The sequence below is a fragment of the Roseibium sp. 10G30-5 genome, assembly GCF_055809635.1.
Genome location: NZ_CM147918.1, coordinates 2,208,471 through 2,230,278, shown reverse-complemented (window position 1 = coordinate 2,230,278; position 21,808 = coordinate 2,208,471). Strand labels below are relative to the sequence as shown.

General features: G+C 57.0%; 17 protein-coding genes and 4 pseudogenes. 8 read left to right on the top strand and 13 right to left on the bottom strand.

The annotated features are described in order from the left end of the window. The first annotated feature begins 72 nt into the window (after nt 1-72). Nucleotides 73-2,294: pseudogene (locus AC0L7U_RS11340) on the top strand (transglycosylase domain-containing protein). Nucleotides 2,295-2,305: 11 nt separating this feature from the next. Here AC0L7U_RS11340 and AC0L7U_RS11335 read toward each other — a convergent pair. From AC0L7U_RS11335 to rph, 5 genes and pseudogenes are all read right to left on the bottom strand, one after another. Further along, nucleotides 2,306-3,043, bottom strand: a complete 738-nt coding sequence (locus tag AC0L7U_RS11335) for a M48 family metallopeptidase (RefSeq protein ID WP_473690770.1) — start codon at nt 3,041-3,043, stop codon at nt 2,306-2,308. A gap of 674 nt (nt 3,044-3,717) precedes the next feature. Next, a pseudogene (locus tag AC0L7U_RS11330) lies at nt 3,718-4,900 on the bottom strand (polyhydroxyalkanoate depolymerase); the annotation flags it as partial. 281 nt (nt 4,901-5,181) lie between these two features. After that, the gene (hemW, locus tag AC0L7U_RS11325) at nt 5,182-6,339 is read right to left on the bottom strand and encodes a radical SAM family heme chaperone HemW (protein ID WP_473690768.1); all 1,158 of its coding nucleotides are present in this window, start codon (nt 6,337-6,339) and stop codon (nt 5,182-5,184) included. Continuing rightward, nucleotides 6,339-6,974 (bottom strand): RdgB/HAM1 family non-canonical purine NTP pyrophosphatase, encoded by a 636-nt coding sequence (rdgB, locus tag AC0L7U_RS11320; protein ID WP_473690766.1) that lies wholly within the window; start codon nt 6,972-6,974, stop codon nt 6,339-6,341. Before rdgB ends, hemW begins: the two co-directional genes overlap by 1 nt. A 26-nt stretch (nt 6,975-7,000) precedes the next feature. Continuing rightward, nucleotides 7,001-7,714, bottom strand: coding sequence for a ribonuclease PH (gene rph / locus AC0L7U_RS11315; protein ID WP_473690764.1), 714 nt, complete (start codon nt 7,712-7,714; stop codon nt 7,001-7,003). Nucleotides 7,715-8,002: 288 nt separating this feature from the next. Between rph and hrcA the strand changes: the two genes are divergently transcribed. Both hrcA and AC0L7U_RS11305 read left to right on the top strand, forming a co-directional pair. Further along, entirely contained in the window at nt 8,003-9,043 is a 1,041-nt protein-coding gene (gene hrcA, locus AC0L7U_RS11310; protein WP_473695776.1) for a heat-inducible transcriptional repressor HrcA, read from the top strand. Nucleotides 9,044-9,093: 50 nt separating this feature from the next. Continuing rightward, on the top strand, nt 9,094-9,897 hold the full coding sequence (locus tag AC0L7U_RS11305) for a HesA/MoeB/ThiF family protein (protein WP_473695774.1): 804 nt from the start codon (nt 9,094-9,096) through the stop codon (nt 9,895-9,897). 115 nt (nt 9,898-10,012) lie between these two features. Here the strand turns inward: AC0L7U_RS11305 and secB are convergent, their stop codons facing one another. Further along, nucleotides 10,013-10,501, bottom strand: coding sequence for a protein-export chaperone SecB (secB, locus tag AC0L7U_RS11300; RefSeq protein ID WP_473690763.1), 489 nt, complete (start codon nt 10,499-10,501; stop codon nt 10,013-10,015). A gap of 172 nt (nt 10,502-10,673) precedes the next feature. On the opposite strand from secB, the pseudogene AC0L7U_RS11295 reads away from it, so the two are divergent. The 3 genes and pseudogenes from AC0L7U_RS11295 (at nt 10,674) to AC0L7U_RS11285 (ending at nt 14,948) form a co-directional block, all read left to right on the top strand. Then, nucleotides 10,674-11,994, top strand: a pseudogene (locus tag AC0L7U_RS11295) (ActS/PrrB/RegB family redox-sensitive histidine kinase). Nucleotides 11,995-12,099: 105 nt separating this feature from the next. After that, nucleotides 12,100-12,648, top strand: coding sequence for an ActR/PrrA/RegA family redox response regulator transcription factor (locus AC0L7U_RS11290; RefSeq protein WP_473690762.1), 549 nt, complete (start codon nt 12,100-12,102; stop codon nt 12,646-12,648). Between the two features lie 113 nt (nt 12,649-12,761). Beyond that, entirely contained in the window at nt 12,762-14,948 is a 2,187-nt protein-coding gene (locus AC0L7U_RS11285; RefSeq protein ID WP_473690760.1) for a VHL beta domain-containing protein, read from the top strand. 94 nt (nt 14,949-15,042) lie between these two features. On the opposite strand, the gene coaA is transcribed toward AC0L7U_RS11285, so the two are convergent. The 7 genes and pseudogenes from coaA to hisB form a co-directional block, all read right to left on the bottom strand. Further along, nucleotides 15,043-16,008, bottom strand: a complete 966-nt coding sequence (gene coaA / locus AC0L7U_RS11280; RefSeq protein ID WP_473690758.1) for a type I pantothenate kinase — start codon at nt 16,006-16,008, stop codon at nt 15,043-15,045. A gap of 92 nt (nt 16,009-16,100) precedes the next feature. Beyond that, entirely contained in the window at nt 16,101-16,424 is a 324-nt protein-coding gene (locus tag AC0L7U_RS11275; RefSeq protein WP_473690756.1) for a phosphoribosyl-ATP diphosphatase, read from the bottom strand. Nucleotides 16,425-16,477: 53 nt separating this feature from the next. Beyond that, nucleotides 16,478-17,254, bottom strand: coding sequence for an imidazole glycerol phosphate synthase subunit HisF (gene hisF, locus AC0L7U_RS11270; protein ID WP_473690754.1), 777 nt, complete (start codon nt 17,252-17,254; stop codon nt 16,478-16,480). A gap of 43 nt (nt 17,255-17,297) precedes the next feature. Further along, a complete protein-coding gene (hisA, locus tag AC0L7U_RS11265) occupies nt 17,298-18,044 on the bottom strand; it encodes a 1-(5-phosphoribosyl)-5-[(5-phosphoribosylamino)methylideneamino]imidazole-4-carboxamide isomerase (RefSeq protein ID WP_473690752.1) in 747 nt (248 codons plus the stop codon). 4 nt (nt 18,045-18,048) lie between these two features. Then, a pseudogene (gene hisH / locus AC0L7U_RS11260) lies at nt 18,049-18,743 on the bottom strand (imidazole glycerol phosphate synthase subunit HisH). Then, nucleotides 18,740-19,249, bottom strand: coding sequence for a DUF2628 domain-containing protein (locus tag AC0L7U_RS11255; RefSeq protein WP_473690750.1), 510 nt, complete (start codon nt 19,247-19,249; stop codon nt 18,740-18,742). The pseudogene hisH and the gene AC0L7U_RS11255 overlap by 4 nt, the downstream one beginning before the upstream one ends. An 11-nt stretch (nt 19,250-19,260) precedes the next feature. Further along, nucleotides 19,261-19,854 (bottom strand): imidazoleglycerol-phosphate dehydratase HisB, encoded by a 594-nt coding sequence (hisB, locus tag AC0L7U_RS11250; RefSeq protein ID WP_473690748.1) that lies wholly within the window; start codon nt 19,852-19,854, stop codon nt 19,261-19,263. A 221-nt stretch (nt 19,855-20,075) separates the two neighbouring features. Here hisB and pyrF point away from each other — a divergent pair, with 221 nt between their 5' ends. Together pyrF and AC0L7U_RS11240 are read left to right on the top strand one after the other, a co-directional pair. After that, entirely contained in the window at nt 20,076-20,807 is a 732-nt protein-coding gene (pyrF, locus tag AC0L7U_RS11245; RefSeq protein ID WP_473690746.1) for an orotidine-5'-phosphate decarboxylase, read from the top strand. A 90-nt stretch (nt 20,808-20,897) separates the two neighbouring features. After that, a complete protein-coding gene (locus AC0L7U_RS11240) occupies nt 20,898-21,797 on the top strand; it encodes a methylated-DNA--[protein]-cysteine S-methyltransferase (protein WP_473690744.1) in 900 nt (299 codons plus the stop codon). The last annotated feature ends 11 nt before the right edge of the window (nt 21,798-21,808 follow it).

Genomic DNA, 21,808 nt, shown 5'->3' with positions numbered 1-21,808 from the left:
AAATTGCCTCAATCTAGATTGAAAAGCGCTTGATCAGAGCATCCTTCAGCTCTTTGAGGACCCAACCGACGCATGCCGCAAAAGAGGACATCCCGCCCCAAAAGGATAGAGCCCAGCTTTTCCTCCAAGGCTGCAAAGTCCCGTGGACCGGCGAAGCCGGACCGCGAGCGCTCCAGCACAAATGTCGGCTCGGGCGGTGGCGCTCCAAAAATCCGCAAGGCACCCGCTGTTGCTCCAGCGCGCCCAGCACCAGCCAAAAAAACACCGACCGCAGCAAAGCAGGGCGGCGGAGGCGGTGGCGGCAATCGCAAGCCTCCCCGTAAAGCATCCAGAAAGAACGGCGGCGGACCCCGCCGGTACTCTTCGATGTGGTTTTTGAAAAAAGGCGTCTACTGGTCCTGCGTCATGGGTATCTGGTGTATCATTCTGGTCACCGGGATCGTCGGCTATTATGCCGCCTATCTACCGCCCACGTCCGAGTGGAAAGTGCCGGATCGACCGCCCAACATCAAGATCGTTTCGGACAATGGAACGCTGCTTGCCAACCGGGGAAAGACAGGCGGTGAAGCAGTGCGTCTGGAACAATTGCCAGCCTACCTGCCCAATGCCGTGATTGCCATTGAGGACAAGCGGTTCCGGTCTCATTTCGCCATCGATCCAATTGGCCTGGCGCGTGCTGTCGTCGTCAATCTGACATCCGGCGGCGTGGTGCAGGGGGCTCAACCCTGACCCAACAGCTCGCCAAGAACTTGTTTCTGGAGCAAAACAGAACATTCAAACGCAAGATCCAGGAGCTCGTGCTGGCCTTTTGGCTCGAAGCCAATTTTTCCAAGGATCAGGTCCTGGAGATGTACCTCAACCGCGTTTATCTGGGGGCGGGCGCTTATGGCGTGGATGCAGCGGCGCGGCGCTACTTTGGCCACTCGGCCCGTTTCGTTACCATTGCAGAGGCTGCGACCCTGGCTGGCCTGCTGAAAGCCCCGAGCCGCTATTCACCAGCCCGCAATCCAAAGCTTGCGCAAGCGCGTGCCAAAGTCGTGCTGCGCGCTATGGCCGATCAGGGTTACATCACCAAAAAGGAAGAGCAACAGGCTATCGCGCACCCCGCGAAGGCGCAGCGTAACGAGATCCGGTCCAGCGAAAATTATGTTGCCGACTGGGTGATGGACCGTCTGCCGCAATATATTAGCTCTGTCGACAGCGACATTGTCGTTCGCACAACTATAGACAAGTCCATGCAGCAGGACGCAGAAACCGCGTTGCGCGACGGACTGAGCAAATACGGCAAGAAGCGCAAGGTCAGCCAAGGGGCTGTTGTCACGCTGGATACAACGGGTGCAGTCAAGGCCATGGTCGGCGGTGTTGATTATTCCAAGAGCCAGTACAATCGTGCGATCTACGCCAAGCGTCAGCCAGGCTCATCGTTCAAACCATTTGTCTATCTGACAGCCCTGCGCAGCGGCCTGACGCCTGACACCGTACGTCAGGATGAGCCTATTACGATCAACGGATGGTCACCACAAAACTATGAGAAAACCAACCGTGGCCCGGTCACGCTGACAACCGCGCTTGCGGATTCCCTCAATACAGTTGCCGCCCGCCTTGCCTATGAGGTTGGCCCGAAGAATGTCATCAAAACCGCACACCAACTTGGCATCACCTCGGATTTACAACCCAATCTGTCTATCGCTCTTGGCACATCTGAGGTCACACCACTGGAGATTGCCTCGGCCTATGTGCCGTTCTCTAATGGCGGCTATGGCGTTATTCCGCATGTCATCCGTGAGATCGTCACAACAGAGGGCAAGGTACTCTATTCGCGCAGCGGATCCGGTCCGGGCCGTGTGGTGACGCGAACGCATGTGGCTGAAATGAACGAAATGCTGCAACAAACCGTTCTGCGCGGCACGGGACATAACGCGCGCCTGCCCAACAACCGCCCGGAAGCAGGCAAAACCGGCACCAGTCAGGATTTCAGGGATGCGTGGTTCATCGGCTACACGGCCCAACTGACGACCGCAGTTTGGGTTGGCAATGACGACAATTCTCCCACCCGGCGCGTGACGGGCGGAACCGTTCCGGCCATCATCTGGCAACAGGCAATGCGACAGGAAAACAAGGACCTGCCCATCGTCAATCTGCCGGGTGTCTCCCACTTCGGAGCAACCGTCGTACCAAGCCCGAAGACAAGCAGCTTCGTGCCGCCCGCCAATGTTGGCTCGGGGAGTGCCGTTATTCGACCGCAACCCTCCAGACATCACAAGTCGCTGCTCGAGCGTCTCTTCGGCAGGTAAATAAGCGCCCGTTAGCCGAAGACATGAAGGCGTGCGCCATTGGCTTTGAGCCAGGCTTTCGCGGTTGGAGTATGCGGAGCAAGCGTGTTGCAGATCTTCCAGAAAGCGGGGGAATGGTTCATCTGCCGCAGGTGTGCGACCTCATGCGCTGCGACGTAATCCAGAACATCCGGTGGTGCCAGCACCAGACGCCAGGAAAATGACAGCCGCCCGTCAGAAGCACAAGAACCCCAGCGGCTGCGCGTATCCCGAATGGACAAGGCCGCCACTGTGACGCCCAGTTGCGCAGCATATCGCGCGCAAGCTACTTCAAGATCAAGGCGCGCCTGTTTGCGCAACCACATCGTCAACTTGCGCGGCACATGTGCCACTTCACCCGGCACCTCAAGTGAGGCAACACCGTCCACAAGACAGGGCCGAACAAGACCCCTCAGGGTGCCTGTCGCCACGATGCGATGATCTACGCCGCGCAATGGCACCAGGTCGCCGGGCATCAGCTCAACCGGCGTCGGCCGCAAGTCCATTCGCTCATGCAACCAGTCAACATGTTGACGGGCAAAGCGTTCTGCCCGCGCAAGAGTGCCATTTTTGGGAAGGGTGAGAATCGGACCGGAGTTATCTGCCGGAAGACGCAACAAATACCGTCGCGCCCTTGCGTTGGTCTTCAGGCGAATGCGCAAGAGACCGCGGCTGGTCTCCAGATCAATATGGTCGGGAAGACGGCTCTTCCGGTCTTTGCCGAACAGCATTCAGACGTTTCTCAACTCAAGGATAAGGCAGACAAGACCGGAGCAGGTCGGCTCAGCCAAACAGCTCAGAGCTGTATTCTAGTCAGGCGATATGAAGAAGCCAAGAGTTTGCACGAAGATACCATCACAGGTGGCCTTCGTGCAAACCTGTTGGATCAGTTGACCGTTTCAGACAGTTTGCGCGCTTGCTCAATCCAGTTTTCACGCGAGATCCGCCCGCGGAAATCCAATTTTGAATCCAGTGCTTCGATCTGGTCATCGGTCAATCCGGCGATCTGCCAGAAATGGAAGATGCCAGCCTCGTTCAACACCGTTTCAAGCTTGACCCCAACGCCCTTGAGCGCCTTCAGATCATCGGCCACGCCCTGCGGGCTGGACAAAAGGATCTGTGCCAACGGATCAGAGGCCGGGGAAGAAGCTTTCGGCTTGGCAGTGGCCTTTGCTTTTTCCGGACTTGGCGCAACAGCTTCAATCGCCTTGGCCTTCAGCTCAGTCTTGTCTTTAGGAGCCTCAGACGCTTTCTTTGCAGCGGTTGGAGTCTTGGCATCAGACGAAACAGTCCTGGTTTCGCTTGATGCGGCTTTTGCCTCTGCTGGTTTCGGCTCTGCCACCTTCTGATCGGGGGACTTTGCCTCTTTCGCATCAGAACTGGCGGTACCTTTCAGATCATGGCGGTGCGAATTGATGAAATCCATGATCCGCGGGGCGATTTCCGAGCGCCACCGCGACCCGTTGAAGACGCCGTAATGGCCAACGCGCGGCTGCTCGTAATGGGCCTTGTCTTCATCGGCCAAGCCCGTACACAAGGCATGCGCCGCCTTGGTCTGACCACGTCCGGTGATGTCGTCCTTTTCACCTTCTACGGTCAGAAGTGCCGTATGCGTGATCTTGGAGCAATCAATCTTGACCCCACGATGGGTCATCGTGCCGCGCGGCAGTGAGAAATCAATGAACACGGCTTCGATGGTCTGGAGATAGAACTCGGCGGTCAAATCCATCACCGCGAGATACTCATCATAAAAATCGCGATGCTTGTCGGCGCCGTCGCCATCACCATCGACCAGAAGATGGAAAAAATCCCGATGCGCCGTGACATGGCGATCAAGATTCATGCTCATAAAGCCGCTCAACTGCAGAAAACCAGGATAAACTTTGCGCATGACAGCCTGGATGCGGGAAGGGCACCGGCATGATGACGTTGTTCTGGAACCACTCGATCCCGTTTGAAACAGCCAGTTCGTTCACCGCAGTCGGATTGACACGGGTATCGACCGGCCCGCCCATCAGCGTCATGCTGGCCGGGCTATTGGGATCCTCGCGCTCGTTCATCAGCGCCGCTGCCGCCAGAACAGGAACGGACGGCTGGCACACCCCAATGACATGCGTGTCCGGACCGAGAAAATGCAGCATATCCATGATGTAGTCGATGAAATCATCGAGATCAAAGCGACCATCACTGAGCGGCACCATGCGGGCGTCGACCCAATCAGTAACGTAAACGTCGGCAGACGGCAGCAAGGTTTCAACCGTTCCACGCAGCAGCGTCGCATAATGGCCGGACATCGGTGCAACCAACAGGATCCTGGGATCCTTGCGCGCCTTCGGCAAACGACGCTCAAAATGCAGCAGGTTACAGAAAGGTGCAGACCAAACTGTCTTCTCGCGTACCGGCACCGTGACGCCACTGACCATGGTTTCGTTCAGACCAAACGCAGGCTTGCCATAGCGGCGCGTTGTCCTCTCGAGAACTTCGCAGCCAGCCGCAACCACACGCCCATATTCGGTGTGGCTCAGCGGGTTGAGCGGGTTCTGGAAATAAAGCTTCGTCATATCGGCTACGGCCCGAAAAGGCGCCATCGCAGCGTGATTGAATTCGTAAAGCTGGTAAAAGGCCACGACCAAGTCTCCCTATGGTCTCATGCAACGTTTATTGCGCGCGCGAGACAGATGTGTCGTAAAACCGCGTATTGCATCGCACCATATTAGGCCGAGGCCAAGGATGCTGCAAGAACCGTTCGTTCTAAAATCATGCAAAGACCGATAGCATCAGGATCGAGCTTTAGGGCAGCAGGTAACATCTGCGGGAAAATCATCTTCTCCCGCAGGTCTAAACATTGATTTATTTAATTGAATTCAGATCAGGCTGCGAGATCTGCAACGACGGCGTCAAGCACCGAAAAACCTTCCGGGGTGGCGCGAATGTGATCATTTCCGAGCTGTTCAACCATGCCATGCTCGATCAAAAGCGCCAGACGGCGCGGATCGACCTGACGATGAGCCAGACTTTCGAAGCGTTTCAGGTCGATGCCTTCCACCAGTCTCAGGCCCATGAGCAGAAATTCATCGCCCTGCTCTTCATCACTCAGGCCTTCTTGCTGGACCTGTCCATGGCCATGCGTTTCGACGGCTTCCAGCCAGGTCTCCGGATGCAATTCGGTGGCTGTTGCCAGTCGGTTCACCCCCACCTTGAGACGGCCGTGCGCACCGGGGCCAACGCCAACGTATTCACCGTATCGCCAATACACCAGATTATGCCGACACTCTGCACCCGGCTTGGCGTGATTGGAAACCTCATAGGCCGGCATACCATGCGCTTCTGTCACCGACTGGGTCAGTTCATAAAACTCGGCACCCAGATCGGGATCCGGCATCTTCAACTTGCCTGCCTGATAGAGATTGTAGAAGGGCGTGCCTTCTTCGATCGTCAACTGATAGAGCGACAAATGGTCCGCCGCCAACGCAATGGCGCGTTCAAGCTCTTCGCGCCAGGAGGCCACAGTCTGGCCGGGACGGGCATAGATCAGATCAAAGGACAGACGTGGAAATGTTGAGCGTGCGGTTTCAATTGCTTTGATCGCAGTCTCTGCCGTGTGCAGCCGACCGAGCAATTTCAAGTCATGATCATGCAGCGACTGGACGCCAAGTGACACCCGGTTGACGCCGGCCGCCCGGTAGCCCTTGAAGCGGTCTGCTTCAACGCTGGTCGGATTGGCTTCCATGGAGATTTCAGCATTCGGCGCGACAGTCCATTCGCGCGCAATACAATCCAGTACCCGCCCAACGGTCGAAGGGTCCATCAGCGATGGCGTGCCACCGCCCAGAAAGATCGACTGAACAGTCTTTCCCCTAGTCAGTTCTGCGAAGTGCTTCAGCTCACGCTCCAGCCCGGCAGCAAAACGCACCTGATCAACGCCCATGTGCCGGACATGCGAGTTGAAATCGCAATACGGGCATTTGGCGGCGCAAAACGGCCAGTGAACATAAATGCCAAAACCACCTTCAGGGGCAGAACCCATCAATCCTCCAGACAGCTCTTCGAGAAGAGCTGGAATGCGCGAGCGCGATGCGACAGCGCATCACCGGTTTTCGACCAACCGTGTTTTTCTTCAGATGTCATTTCGCCGAACGTCCGGTCACGATCGGCAGGCTGAAACATGGGGTCATAGCCAAAACCCATGTCACCACGCGGCGGCCACACGATTGTCCCGTCAATCTCGCCCCGGAAAAAGGCCGTCTCGCCATCTGGCCACGCCAGACAGAGCACGCAGACAAATGATCCGGCGCGTTCGATATCGCTTACAGCGCCCTTGGCTTGCAGCTTTTCCTCGATGGTCTGCATCGCCATCTGGAAATCCTTCTCAGGCCCCGCCCAGCGCGCCGAGTAGATGCCAGGATCACCGTCAAGAGCGGCAACGCAGAACCCGCTGTCATCAGCAAGCGACACCAGCCCGGAGGCCTTGGCAGATGCCACAGCCTTCAATTCCGCATTGGCTTCAAACGTCGTACCCGTCTCTTCCGGCTCGGGCAGGTTCAGATCCCCGGCAGACACCACATCGAAGCCGTATGGCCCCAAAAGCTCGCGCATTTCGCGGATCTTGCCTGCATTGTGACTGGCAACAACCAGTTTGCCCGGTTCAAGCTTCTTGCTCATTGTCATACCCTTCTGATCGCCCGAACTTAGAGGATCGCCATTTTCTGAAGATCAACCAGACGAGCAATCCCCGATTTAGCCAATCCTAGAAGCTGCGTGAATTCCTCTTCCGAGAACGGGGCACCTTCCGCAGTACCCTGAATTTCGACAATGCCGCCAGACCCCGTCAGCACGAAGTTGGCATCCGTTTCCGCCGCACTGTCTTCCGCGTAATCGAGATCAAGGACCGGCGTACCATTATAGATGCCACAAGAAATCGCTGCGATCTGGTCCTTGAGCACCTGCTTCTTGACCATGTCGCGGGCGCGCATCCATTCGATGCAATCATGCAGAGCCACCCAGGCACCGGTGACACTGGCCGTGCGGGTGCCCCCATCTGCCTGAATCACATCACAATCGACCGAAATCTGGCACTCGCCCAGCGCTTCAAGATCGACGACCGCACGCAGAGAACGGCCAATCAGACGCTGAATTTCCTGCGTACGACCGGACTGCTTGCCCATGCTCGCCTCACGGCGCATCCGGTCGCCGGTGGCCCGCGGCAACATGCCGTATTCCGCCGTTACCCAGCCGCGCTGCTGGCCGCGCAACCAGGGCGGTACACGCTCTTCCAAGCTTGCCGTACACAGAACATGCGTATCGCCAAACTTGACGAGGCAGGAACCTTCGGCGTGCTTGGAGACGCCTCGTTCCAAGGTCACGGGACGCAGTTCATCGGCAGTGCGCTTGGACGGACGCATATCATTTCCTATCTTTTCTTCGACTTCATGCGAACAGAAGCACGAAACAAACAAGTGCTGCGGGTTGTAGCGCTTGAAAGCGGAAGGCGTAAAGACCCCGTTTCTCACTTGTCCCATTTTGCGCCTGTAACTAGGGTGTGTCCCCATAAATGAAATTGAACTGACGGACAAAACAGCCCAAATAGTCTTGAGCCGCTCCGAGAAGGCCTTGTCCTTCCTGGTTGCCAGCACTGACCTGCAACACGCTCGCCTTGAAGGGTGAGCCAAGGAGTGTTTGACGTGAGCCTGATGGACCTCGACAAGCGATCGCGCGAGATTTTCCGTTCCATCGTTGAAAACTATCTGGAGACCGGCATTCCTGTCGGCTCCCGTAATGTTTCGCGCGCATTGGCCATGTCGTTGTCTCCGGCATCCATCCGCAACGTGATGTCGGATCTCGAACATATGGGGTTGCTGTATTCGCCGCACACCAGCGCCGGTCGCTTGCCGACGGAAGCAGGCTTGCGCTTTTTCGTCGACGCCTTGCTGGAAGTTGGCGATCTGACACAAGACGAACGGCGTCAGATTGAAATTCAGGTGCGCGCCTCGCAACAGGCCCGCTCACCTGAACAAGTGCTGACCGAAGCCACACAAATGTTGTCCGGTCTGTCGAGCGCTGCAGGCGTGGTGATGACACACAAGTCCGACATGCGCCTCAAGCACATCGAGTTTGTCCGCATTGAGCCTCTCAAGGCGCTGACTGTCCTGGTCGGGGAAGATGGGTCGGTGGAAAACCGCATCATTGATCTGCCGATCGGCCTGCCGGCGTCGGCACTGATTGAGGCGGGCAACTACCTCAATGCCCAGCTTCAGGGCAGAACCCTTTCTGAGGTGCGGGTCGAGCTTGAACGGCTGAAAGATGTGCATCAGGCAGAGCTGGATCAGTTATCGCGCAAGATCATTGATGCCGGGCTTGCGGTTTGGGGGGGCGCCAGCAGCCACGACACTGGGCAACTCATCATCCGTGGCAGATCCAACCTGCTAACAGATCTGGAGGCCGCCGAAGATCTGGAACGCATCCGCCTGCTGTTCGATGATCTGGAGAGCAAGCGCGATCTGATCCAGCTTCTTGGCCTGGCAGAGCAGGGGGATGGCGTGCGTATTTTCATCGGCTCCGAGAATAACCTCTTCTCGCTGTCCGGGTCTTCGCTTGTCATTTCGCCCTATAGAGACCGCGATCAGCGCATTGTCGGCGTGCTGGGCGTCATCGGCCCCACACGCCTCAACTACGGTCGCATCATTCCGATGGTCGACTACACCGCGCGTCTTCTCAGCCATATCCTTGGGTGAGAAGACGCCTTTGATTTCTCCCCGGGAGGCCCACAAAAATGGACGATACAATGCTGTCAGATGCAGAACTCGAACGCTACGCCCGGCATATTGTCCTGCGGGATATTGGCGGTCCGGGCCAGCAGAAGCTCAAGGCGGCCAAGGTTCTGGTGGTTGGGGCTGGAGGCTTGGGTGCTCCTGTCCTGCAATATCTTGCAGCGGCTGGCGTCGGAACCCTTGGCATTGTCGATGATGACACAGTGTCTCTGTCCAACCTGCAACGCCAGGTGATCCATCAGACCGAGATGCTGGGCGAGCCGAAGGTCGCCAGCGCCGCCGATGCCATCGCCCGGCTCAACCCCAATGTTCATGTCAAGCCGCACCCCACCCGCCTTGGCGGCCACAATGTCATGCAGCTCATCAGTCAATATGATCTGGTGATTGACGGGTCGGACAATTTCGATACTCGCTATCTGGTTTCAGATGCCTGTTTTTTTGCAAAAAAACCTTTGGTCAGCGCCGCCGTCAATCAGTTCTCCGGCAGCATCACGACGCTTAGGCCCTTTGAAACAAATGCAGAGGGCCTCGCCAATCCCACTTACCGATGCCTGTTTCCCAAGAAACCGGCGCCGGGCATGTTGCCGACTTGCGCGGAAGCCGGAATTCTCGGCGCGATCACCGGGATCATGGGCTCAATGCAGGCCATGGAAGCGATCAAGGAAATCACCGGGGCAGGCGATGGGCTGGTTGGACGGCATGTTCTCTTCGATGCCAAAAGCTTTCGCATGGAGACAATCCGCTATCGACGGTCCGCGAAAAATCCTCTCAACGGCGACATGCCGCTGACATGGGAGCAAGTTCTGGAACTGGACTGATCACTTTTGCAGACCACCCCTTCAAAAGGGCGCATCACCTCAACGGAACCCAAGACACGAAAAAGGCCGATGCAAAAACATCGGCCTTTTGAAAAGTCGCTCAAACTGACTGAAATCAGTTCGGCATATTTGTCGGTGCCTGCTCGGCCATGTTCTGGCGATAGAGCTGGGCGAAATCGATCGGATCAAGCAGCAGCGGCGGGAAGCCACCGTTGCGGGTCGCTTCGGCCAGAATGTTGCGAGCGAACGGGAACAGCATGCGCGGGCATTCAATCATGACGAATGGGTGCATGTGCTCATCCGGCACGCCGGTGATGCGGAAAACGCCTGCATAAACCAGCTCAACAGCAAACATCACATGGTCAGGACGTTCGGCTTTGGCGTTCAGCGTCAGCACAACTTCGAACTGGCCATCCCCCAAAGGCTGCGCGCCAACATTGACGTTGATGTCAAGCTGCGGCTGATCACCCTGCTGCAAGGACTGCGGCGCGTTGGGGTTTTCGAAAGACAGATCCTTGATGTACTGTCCAAGGACGTTCATGCCCGGTGCGTCGCCGGCTTCTGCTGCCTGCGGCTGTGCGCCGCTGTCATTCGTATCGGTCATTTTTTCCATTCCGTTTCGCAATTAGAGACAGCGCGCTGCCGTTAAAGCTCACGTGTCCTCCCAGTGCAAGCAAAGCTGCTTAACATCTCGTTTATGGTGGCTATCATTTAGTTTGCAAGCATACAAGACCGCCAAACTTGTCTTGAACGACAAAGCCCGGCAAAAAGATGACATGATAAATAATCCTGAAGCCCAGATTTCGCTCTCCATCCAGCGCCTGCGCCTTGCCACTCTGGTTCGGCTGCGCTGGCTTGCCATTGTCGGTCAGACAGTTGCCCTGATCTATGTCGAGGTTGGGCTCAATTATTCATTGCCGATTTACTGGGCCTTCGGTCTGGTCGCCTTTTCGGCACTGGCTGAACATTGTCCTCAACATTCGCTACCCGATGTCTTATCGGATTTCCGAGCGGGAGGCGATTTTCCAGCTCACATATGACCTGTGCCAACTCACCGGCTTACTGTTCCTCACCGGAGGATTGGGCAATCCCTTCGCCATTCTGCTGATTGCGCCAGTCGTTGTGTCCGCCACAGCCTTGTCATCGCGCCACACCGTATTTCTGGGCATAGGGGCAGCATTTTGTGCTTCGTTCCTGGCGATCTGGCACCTGCCGCTGCCGTGGTCCTCGAACGAGATCTTCACCCTGCCGCACACCTACTCCCTCGGTGTCTGGATCTCGCTGGTGCTGACGCTCGGGTTCATGGCTGTCTACTCATTCCGCATCGCCGAAGAAGGACGTCAGCTTGGCACCGCCTTGTCCGCCACTGAGCTGGTTCTGGCCCGTGAACAGCACCTCAACGCGCTCGACGGACTGGCGACAGCAGCAGCCCATGAACTTGGCACGCCGTTGGCGACGATCTATCTGGCCGCCAAGGAATTGAGCGAAGATGTTGGCGACGACGATCCGCACCGCGAAGATTTGCAACTGATCAGCCAACAAGCGGAGCGCTGCCGCGGTATTCTCAAACGCCTGACCAGCCTGTCGAGCGATCAGGACAACACCTTCCGGTACCTGGCGATCTCACAAATTCTGGAAGATGTTGCCGCGCCCCACCGAGGCTTTGGCGTCGAGATCGACATGCAATTTGCAGGCACAGGCGAAGAGCCTGTCGGCAATCGCGATGCCGCCATCCAGTATGGCCTTGGCAACATCGTCGAAAACGCAGTGGATTTTGCGTCGTCCAAGGTCGAAATCCGCGCCACCTGGAATGAAAAGGAAGCCGTTGTGCTGGTGCGCGATGATGGTCCCGGCTTTGCACCCGATGTGCTGGCGCGCCTTGGCGATCCCTATATTTCCATGCGACATCGGCAGAACGACCGCTCAATGACTGGCGGCGGACTGGGCCTTGGCTTCTTCATTGCCAAGACGCTTCTGGAACGCAGCGGCGCGAAACTCTTCATCGGCAATAGAACACAGCCGGAAACCGGTGCCGAAATCCGTATCAAATGGCACAGAACCTCGTTTGAAAGCTCCGACAAACTGGACGAGGGCTGAAATTCGTTCCATAAACGAGATCTGAGACTTAGGGTCAGCACCATGGGGTGCAGACCCGATAATGGGCAACCGCCCATCTGCCCGGACCAACACAGGCTCGATTGAATGACGGACGCAGTAGACACGCCACAAGACATGAGCTTGCTCATCGTTGATGATGATCAGGTCTTCCTCACACGCTTGGCGCGAACCATGGAGCGGCACGGATTTGCCACCGAAACCGCTGGTGGCGTCAATGAAGCCAAGGCAAAGCTCGCGCTTCATGCTCCGGCCTACGCCATTGTCGACATGCGTCTTGACGATGGAAATGGTCTTGAAGTCATTGAATCCATTCATGAAGCACGACCTGACACACGCGCAGTCATCCTGACGGGCTATGGCAATATTGCCACGGCCGTTACAGCGGTAAAGCTCGGGGCCGTCGACTATCTTTCCAAACCTGCCGACCCGGACGACATTCTGACCGCCCTACTGCATGGTCCGAACGACAAGGTCGAGCCACCGGAAAACCCGATGTCGGCCGACCGGGTACGCTGGGAACACATCCAGCGCGTCTTCGAAATGTGCGATCGCAATGTTTCGGAAACCGCCCGCAGGCTCAACATGCACCGCAGGACCTTGCAACGGATTCTGGCAAAACGGGCTCCGCGTTGAGCAAGATTACATAAACTTCATCATCCATTGGGTGCTTTTGCCGCAATGCTGTCGATTTGGTGAAACAAGAAGGCAGGGGCCTTGTCGTCCGCCACTTCACGGAGATCTTCCTTATGCCCTTCAAGGCAGCCAGACACGCGCATATTTTCCTGTCCACGAGCCTGGGGGCGCTTGGCATACTGACGCTTCTGGCCAGCCCTTCACTTGCGCAAGACACCGTGCCGCAGAATTTGCGCATCCAGGTGGACCCGGCCAAGCCTGAAATCCGCTCGATCATGTTGAACGACCACTATCGCCCGGCGATCAGCCGCGACGACAAAGGCGTGATGATCGACACACAAGGCAATGATCCCAGCCCCCAGGGCTGTCAGATCCGCCTTGCCGTCACGCTGGAGAACAGCCGTGTGCTGAACCGTCGCGCCGATATTTGCAAAGGCAGCACGGTGATCATTGAAGTGACGAAGGAAGACCACATGGATCAGGTCCGTGTGGAAGGTCCCGTCGGCAATCCTATCGAGGCGAAGAAGGACGTTCCTGCGTCCAAGACATCCGGCATGAAGGAAATCGCGGGATCCGGTGGCAAAGACGCAACGCCCCGCGACAAGATGCCAACGCAGGACAACAGCCAAGGATCGGCGGACAAGAAATCATCTCACAACAGCGCTCAACAGGCCTCCTCCGATCAAAAGTCCTCTGGCAATGATGCCAAGATGAAGCCGCTGGAAACCGTGCAAACGCCGGCCTCCCGCCAGCCCAAGCCATCTCGTGCCACCACGGGCTTGCCGGACATTGTCAGCCAAAGTCTGCAAAAGCATCTGTCACCGGGGCAGCGCGCCCAGCATGACATCCTCGTGCACCCGGCGGCCGGTCGTGCCTGGTCCTTTATGCCGGGCACACCCGATGGACAGGTTGCACAGTTGCTGCATGGTATCCCCGAGACGGACAACAACGACTTTCAGGCTTTCTGTCGCCCGCATTCTGGCAATGCCACGATCATGTTCTACGCCACATCTGCCTCCACCGCGCAGGGCAAAGAAGAAGATGTGACCCTGTCAGGCGGCACCTTCTCTCTCACCTATCAGGCGGTCGGCTCTCCGCCGACACAGCAGTTTGCCGTGTCGATGCCGGAATTGAAGCTGTCAGTGCATGATCCGATCTGGCAGGTCCTGATTGCGGAATCACAGCTCAAGATCGATATTGAAGGGGTTCCCGCTTATACGGTTTCCCTCAAGGGCAGCGCCACTCCCGTGAAGACTTTCCTGCAACAGTGCGGTGGGTCCGGCAACGGCCAGGATGCCACGGCAATGGGATCTTCGCAGGATTACGGATCCGGCCAATCGGGTTACGACAACGGCGGAGAAAACGGCCGCTTTGGCGATCAGCAAGGCATGGGCCCGCGTGACCTCGGCGCAAACAGTCGCAATAATGGCGATTATGATGCCTCAGGCGACTACCGTGGCGCTGGACATGACGATGTCGCAGAGATGAATGGCGCACAGGATGGGTCCGGACAAATGGGGCCCAACGACAACGGCTTTGACGTTGGCTGTTCACAGCTCGGTCGTGTCCTGTCCCAACGTGGCGGCCAGCCCAGTGTGATGCTGTTCCACAACAACAGCAATCTTGCCATCGAGGTTGACTGGATCAGCTATGACGGCAGCACCCGTCAATATTCGAGCCTGAACTCTGGGCAAACGTTGAAACAACCAACATCCGTGTCACATGCCTGGGCCATCAAAAACGCTGTAACAGGCCAATGTATGGGCATCTATGTGGTCGATTCCACCTATCGTGAAGTCAGCATCGTGGATGGCAGCGCATATCAGGGCGATGGCGGAAATCAGGGCTTCAACCAGCCCGGAGCCGCCCCCTATGACGAACAGGATGATGATACGATCAGACCAGCCGACCGCAACGACAATGGCTTTGACAACAACGGCGGCGGGTTTGGCGGCGGCTTGAATCAGCCTCTTCCCCCGGCAAGCGTTGGCGGTGGGGGGCAACAGTCTTTCAACGGCCCGCAGCAGCCTCAGCAACGCGGGCCGGGCAATGTTCCTGCCGGCCGCATGGTCAATTACATCTGCAGCCAGAACGTCGACCTGCAGGTGGAATTTGCACGCAATGGCCAGCAGGCAACAATCGCCGAAGCCCGGTATGGCTCATACACCTTGCCGCGGATTCAAGCGGCAGCAGGCGCGGGCTTCCTTTACGCCGCCAATGGCATGTCGCTTCAAGGTGGCCCTTCCAACGTCAGCTGGCGCCGCCCCGGGCTGCAGGAGGTTTTCTGCCGGGCACAATAGTGCTTGCGCCTCTTTTGAGAACGACACATGAAAAAGGCCCGGCAAATGACCGGGCCTTTTTTGTATCTCCAATCCTACGGCACCCGCGCGATCATCAAATCCGCCGCAAAGCCACTTCCATGATGCGATGGGTCGGGGCCTTGGTCAGGATCAAATCCGCGCGCGGGCGTGTTGGCAGAATATTCTCTCGCAGGTTCACCAGATTGATGTCTTTCCAGATCCGCCGCGCCGTTGTTTCCGCTTCCTCATCGGTGATATGCGAGTACTTGTGAAAGTAGGAGCTGGGGTCACGGAAAGCTGTTTCCCGCAGGCGCTTGAAGCGCGAGACATACCATTCCAGCAGCAGGTCTTCGTCCGCATCGATATAGAGAGAGAAGTCGAAGAAATCCGACACAAACGGCACCGCACGGCCATCCTTGGGCAGGTCCGGTGTTTGCAGAACATTCAGGCCTTCAACGATCAGAATATCCGGATTGTCGACGACAACCGAATGCCCCGGCTGCACATCATAATAGAAGTGCGAATAGATTGGAGCCCGAACATTACGTTTACCAGCCTTGATGTCCGACAGAAACTCCAGCAACCGCGTGCGGTCAAAGCTCTCGGGAAAGCCCTTTTTCTGCATCAGACCTTGCGATTCCAGAACCGCATTAGGATAGAGGAACCCGTCGGTCGTCACCAGATCCACCTTTGGGCTGGCCGGCCAACGCGCAAGCAGGGCCTGAAGCACGCGCGCCGTCGTGGATTTTCCAGCAGAAACAGACCCTGCAATGCCGATGATGAACGGCGTCTTGCCATCATGCACACCGAGGAAATTCTGCGTTGCCAGATTGAGGCCCATCGTCGCTTCAACGTAATAGGCAAGCAGACGTGACAGCGGCAAATAAATCCGCTCCACCTCGGCAATCGACATGGGGTCATTCAACCCTTGCAACTCTGAGACCTCGATGCCTGTCAGCGTCATGGGCGTATCCATGCGCAGGCGCGACCATTCGCGTTCATCAAAAACGCGGTAGGGGGACAAATCCATGCCCCGTCTGGTTTTCAACTGCTGATCCATATCAGACAATAGTCCACTACATGCAAAGCCTGATCTCGCGGGCAAACGCCTTGTTCGACCGGCGTCGTGGCGGCGCGCTTGCAGGAGCGTGATTAGGCATTCGGCCGTGAAGCCTTTTCTTCCAGCCCGGTCTGTCCGGTCCGGCTTTCAAGTTCGCTCATCACGTCATCCAGCGACACATCCGATGCATGAAGCACGACGAGCAGGTGATACAGGACGTCTGCGGCCTCTGCCGTAAGTTCCTGACGATCCCGTGTGACGGCGGCGATCACGGCCTCCACGGCCTCTTCTCCCAGTTTCTGGGCGCATTTTGCAAGCCCTTTGCCCATCAGCTTGCGGGTGTAAGAGTTTTCGTCGTCGCTTTCCGCGCGCTTTGCAACGATCTTGGCAAGATCATCGAGCGTAAAATCGGTCATCAATTTCCGTTTCTCACCAAGGTCTCCGCCCGGCGCTTCAAGTCAGTGTGCCCTCAAACATCCATCCGCATGGGGATGCCTGCGGCACTCATATAGGCTTTGGCTTCCTGAATGGTGTGATCGCCAAAATGAAAGATAGAGGCAGCCAGAACGGCCGTGGCATGGCCATCGCGAATGCCTTCGACAAGATGGTCCAGATTACCGACACCACCAGACGCAATCACCGGCACATGCACGGCATCGGCAATCGCACTGGTCAGCGCGATATTATAACCGGATTTGGTGCCGTCCCGGTCCATCGAGGTGACGAGCAACTCGCCCGCGCCCAGATCCACCATGCGAATGGCAAACTCTATGGCATTAATTCCGGTCGCCGTGCGCCCACCATGCGTGAAAATCTCGAACCGCTCGGGCTCTCCCTCTTCATTCACCTGCTTGGCATCAATCGAAACAACAATGCACTGTGAGCCGAATTTCTCAGCAGCCTCACGCACAAAGTCCGGGTTCGTAACCGCAGCCGTATTGATCGACACCTTGTCGGCACCCGCCAGAAGCAGCTTACGAATATCCTCGACGGTGCGCACGCCTCCGCCGACAGTCAGCGGCATGAAGCAAGCCTCTGCGGTTCGTCGCACGACATCGTAAATCGTATCACGACCTTCGTGACTGGCGGAAATGTCAAGAAAGCACAATTCATCTGCGCCAGCAGCATCATAAGCCTTGGCCGCTTCCACCGGATCACCTGCGTCAATCAGATCAACAAAGTTGATCCCCTTGACGACACGTCCGTTCTTCACATCCAGACAGGGGATTACACGAGCCTTCAGCATGATCTGCCCTTCATTTCCAGTTTGGCCTGACGCTTCAGCGGTCTCAGCTCTTCGAAGTTGCACCCGCCCGGCGGATCGCGGCCATGGCTTCTGCCGGATCAAGACGACCATCATACAGCGCGCGCCCAGTAATAGCCCCTTCAAGAAGGGCACACTCCGGTGCAAGAAGCTGATGAATATCATCCATTGACGCCAATCCGCCCGACGCAATCACCGGAATGGATACGGCGCGCGCCAACTCCAGTGTCGACGGCAAGTTCAAGCCCTTGAGAATACCATCCCGGTCAATATCCGTGTAGATGATGGCAGAGACACCCGCATCTTCGAACTGCTTCGCCAGATCCACGGCGGTCAGCTCAGAGGTTTCGGCCCAGCCTTCAACAGCGACGCGACCGCTCTTGGCGTCAATGCCGACGGCAATCTTGCCCGGAAAAGCCTTGCAGGCTTCCTTGACGAGTTGCGGATCGCGCACGGCGACGGTCCCCAGAATCACGCGAGCGATGCCTTTTTGCAGCCAGGTCTCAATGTGTTCAAGACTGCGGATACCACCACCCAATTGTACGGGATTGGTGGTCGCAGCCAAGATTGCCTCGACAGCTTCGCCATTGACGCTCTCTCCCTTGAACGCCCCGTTCAGATCCACGACATGCAGCCACTCGAAGCCCTGGTTCTGAAAGATCCGCGCTTGTTTTGCAGGATTGTCGTTGAAGACGGTGGCCTGGTCCATGTCGCCCAGTTTCAGACGAACGCACTGGCCATCTTTCAGGTCGATGGCGGGAAAAAGGATCATGATGTCAGAATACCATTTTGGTTGGATGACGTGTGCTGCCGCTCAGGGCGCCCATGGTCAGAAAATTTGCAATCAGGCCAAGGCCGAGTTTCTGGCTTTTTTCCGGATGAAACTGCGTGCCGACAATCGTGTCGCGCGCCACCATGGCCGTGAAGGGCCCTGCATAATCGAATGTCGCCAGACGATGTTCCTCGCTGCGCGGGCAGGAAATGATAGGAATGCACGAAATAGGCATGAAGGCCGTTCGACCCGGTCGGCAAACCCTTCAGAACTGGATGGGTCTCCTCACTGACCTCAATCGTGTTCCAGCCCATATGCGGGATCTTCAACGTCTTGTCGTCCGGCTCCATGCGCACGATGTCGCCTGCAATCCAGCCCAGGCTCATCTGCCGTCTCAAACTCGAGCCCACGGGAGGCGAGAAGCTGCATGCCAACACAGACACCGAGAAACGGCTTCGCATCACGGCTGACCGCTTCGTCCATCGCCTCGATCATACCGTCGAGACTGCTCAAGCCGCGTTTGCAATCGGCAAAGGCCCCCACACCGGGCAGAACGATGCGATCCGCCTTACGAATGTCATCTGGATCAGAGGTGACCAGAATATCCACCTTCACGCCATTTTCCTGCGCGACCCGCTCAAATGCCTTGGCCGCGGAACGCAGGTTTCCGGAGCCATAATCAATAATCGCCAGACTCACCGAGGCGCCTCCCGTCCCAGACTGAGCCCAACCACACGCTGGCGGCCGATTTTAGGAATGATACCGGACGGACGGACAATCGGAGCCGGTTTTTCTTCTGCATAAGGGCCTGTCCCGATGGCCGATTTCTGCAAGCTGTCAAAGAACCGCAGTTCGGCTTCGGTCTGATTGTCGCCAAGTGCGACACCCATGACGCGCCAGCCAGCTCGCTCAAGGCTCCAGCGACGCAGACCGTTGGCTTCCAGCCCGAAGAGAAACGCAATCGCCAGTGCTGCCAGCAGCGGCGCTGGAGCACCAATCAATTGCGCAGCAGATTCCGCAGCAATGCAGGCGACCAGAAAGACCACCAGAATGGCCCACATGCGGTGCCAGGTCATCCAGACAATCGAGATCACGAATGCGCCCCACGAAAAGGCATCAGGAATGAACACGAGACTGTCCAGATCATGCGGACTGGTGATCGGTTCCTTCAGCTCCTTCGGAGCCATCACATAGTAGCTTGTCATATTATGCGTCCTCAGCCCCCCAATTGGCCTTTGGTCGTCGGAAGACGGTTCGCCTGACGAGGATCGATCTCAATCGCCTTGCGCAGCGTCCGTGCGACTGCCTTGAAGCAGGTTTCCGAAATATGATGGCTGTTAGAGCCGTAAAGATTGGTTACGTGCAGCGTGATTCCGGCATTCATGGTAAAGGCGCGGAAAAACTCCTCCAGCAATTCAGTATCGAACGTACCGATCTTGTCACGCTCGAAGGTCACATCCCAGACAAGATATGCACGACCGGACACATCCAGCGCACAGCGGGTCAGGGCTTCATCCATAGCCAGATGCGTATCAGCGTAACGCGTGATGCCCGCCATATCGCCCAGCGCCTCGCGGAATGCCTGACCAAGGGCAATGCCAGTATCTTCAACCGTGTGATGATCATCGACATGCAGATCACCGTCAGCGCGCACCGTCAGATCTATCAGGGAATGTCGGGAGAGCTGCTCAAGCATATGATCGAAGAAGCCGACACCGGTTTTGATGTCGTAAGTGCCTGTGCCATCAAGATTGAGTTCAAGGGAAATGCTCGTTTCCTTGGTGGATCGCGCGGTTTTTGCAGTGCGCATATAGGCTCCTTCCCTGACGCCGGATGCTTTTCGGCTGTTTTCGCCCCCTTTTAGCAGCCTGCCTTGCGCAAGGGAACAATATATCGAGACAGAATGTGCGGTGCACGACATTGCAGCAGTCCGCAAGATTGACTTGATCGCGCCACCAAGACATAAGAACTCAATTTGCCTTCATCCAGCCTGAAAATCATTCCTGCCGCCATCTTTTTGGAGCCCTTGTCATGCCTGCCAATCTGCTCACGCCCGCGACCGCCAAAGACCGCATCATCATGGGCCTTGATGTGCCCACCGTGAAACAGGCCGAAAAGCTTGTCGAGATTACAACTGGTGACATCGGCGTCTACAAAGTTGGCATGGAATTGCAATTTGCCGGTGGACTGGAATTCGCCCGCGAATTGGCTGAAGACGGTCACAAGGTCTTTCTCGACGTCAAGTTGCACGACATCGACAACACGATTTTGCGCGCCGTCAAGAATGTCGCCAAGATGGGCGTCACTTTCATGACCCTGCACGCCTATCCCAAAACGATGAAGGCCGCAGTGCAGGCGCTGACCGAAGAAGGTAATCCCGCTCTCTGTCTGCTGGGTGTGACCGTTCTTACCTCGATGGATGACGCAGATCTGACCGAGGCTGGATATGCTGGCACAGTGAACGAGGTTGTCGCAAAGCGGGCGGCACAGGCACGTGACATTGGCATGGGCGGCATTGTCTGCGCCGCAACGGAAGCCTCCCAACTGCGCAGTGTCATCGGTGACAAGCTGGTCATGGTGACGCCGGGCATTCGCCCGGCTGGAAGTCCTGCCGGTGATCAGAAGCGCGTCATGACACCGGGCGAAGCCGTGGCCGCCGGAAGCGACTATCTCGTCATCGGGCGGCCATTGAATCAGGCGGATGATCCTCGCGCCGTCGCCCGTTCCGTCGCCGCAGAAATCGAAGCACTGCCCAAAGCCTGACAAGAGTGAGGCGCATCATCAGGTGTGCAGGCCCGACAGATTTGCCCTGCGCACCTGACAAAGCCCTGACATTTCTGGAGGATTTGCCTCATGTCGCACAGCGCAACGGACGCTCAAGATGGGCAGGCGCGATCGTCAGGACAAGACTATGATCTTGTCTGCCGCGCCTTGGCTATCGTGTCGCCGGACAGTCTCAGCCGACCGGACAAATCAGAGGTGATCCGCCACCTCGGAATACCACCGAGCGCATTTGAAGCTGTCCTTGCCCGCTGGGGCAACCTGACCACAGACATGCTTCTGCGGGCGGCCACACGACAACATACTTTGCACCTGCTGCGCGGAGAGGAGATGTTTTTCGGTCAACCGGAGCCAAAGACACAGGCGTCCCAAACAACGCTTCCCGATCCGGGGCTGCAGATCGACACGATTTCACCCGAAATCGAAGGCGTGCAGGGCAACGGGTTGAACATTGCCTATGGCATTCACCCAACGCCTTTCGGCCCGGGACTTTTCATCGTCATGAACCAGCACTTGGTGGCTCTTGGGTTTCCAACACGGCACCGGCCGATGGACGCTCTGGATGAGATGAAAAAGCGCCTGCCTGCCGCTGCTTTTACCGAAAATCAACAGATGACAGTGCCCTTCGTAAAAAGAGTTTTCCAGACGGACCATTGGTCGCGCACCGCGCCGCTGAAAATTATGCTCTGCGGCAGCGCCTTTGAAATCGACGTCTGGCGAGCACTGGCAGAAATTCCCTTCGACCGCGCCGTCCTCTATTCGGATATTGCTCGCAGCGTTGGAAAACCGAAAGGGGCACAAGCGGTTGGCGCTGCGGTTGGGCGCAATCCCGTGTCCTTCGTTCTGCCGTGCCACCGGGTCCTCGGTCAAGGCGGAGCGCTGACCGGCTATCACTCCGGCCTGCCACGCAAACGCGCTATGCTGGTCTGGGAACAAGGCGTGTTGCGAGCAACACTCACGCCACCTGAATGATACAAAAGATC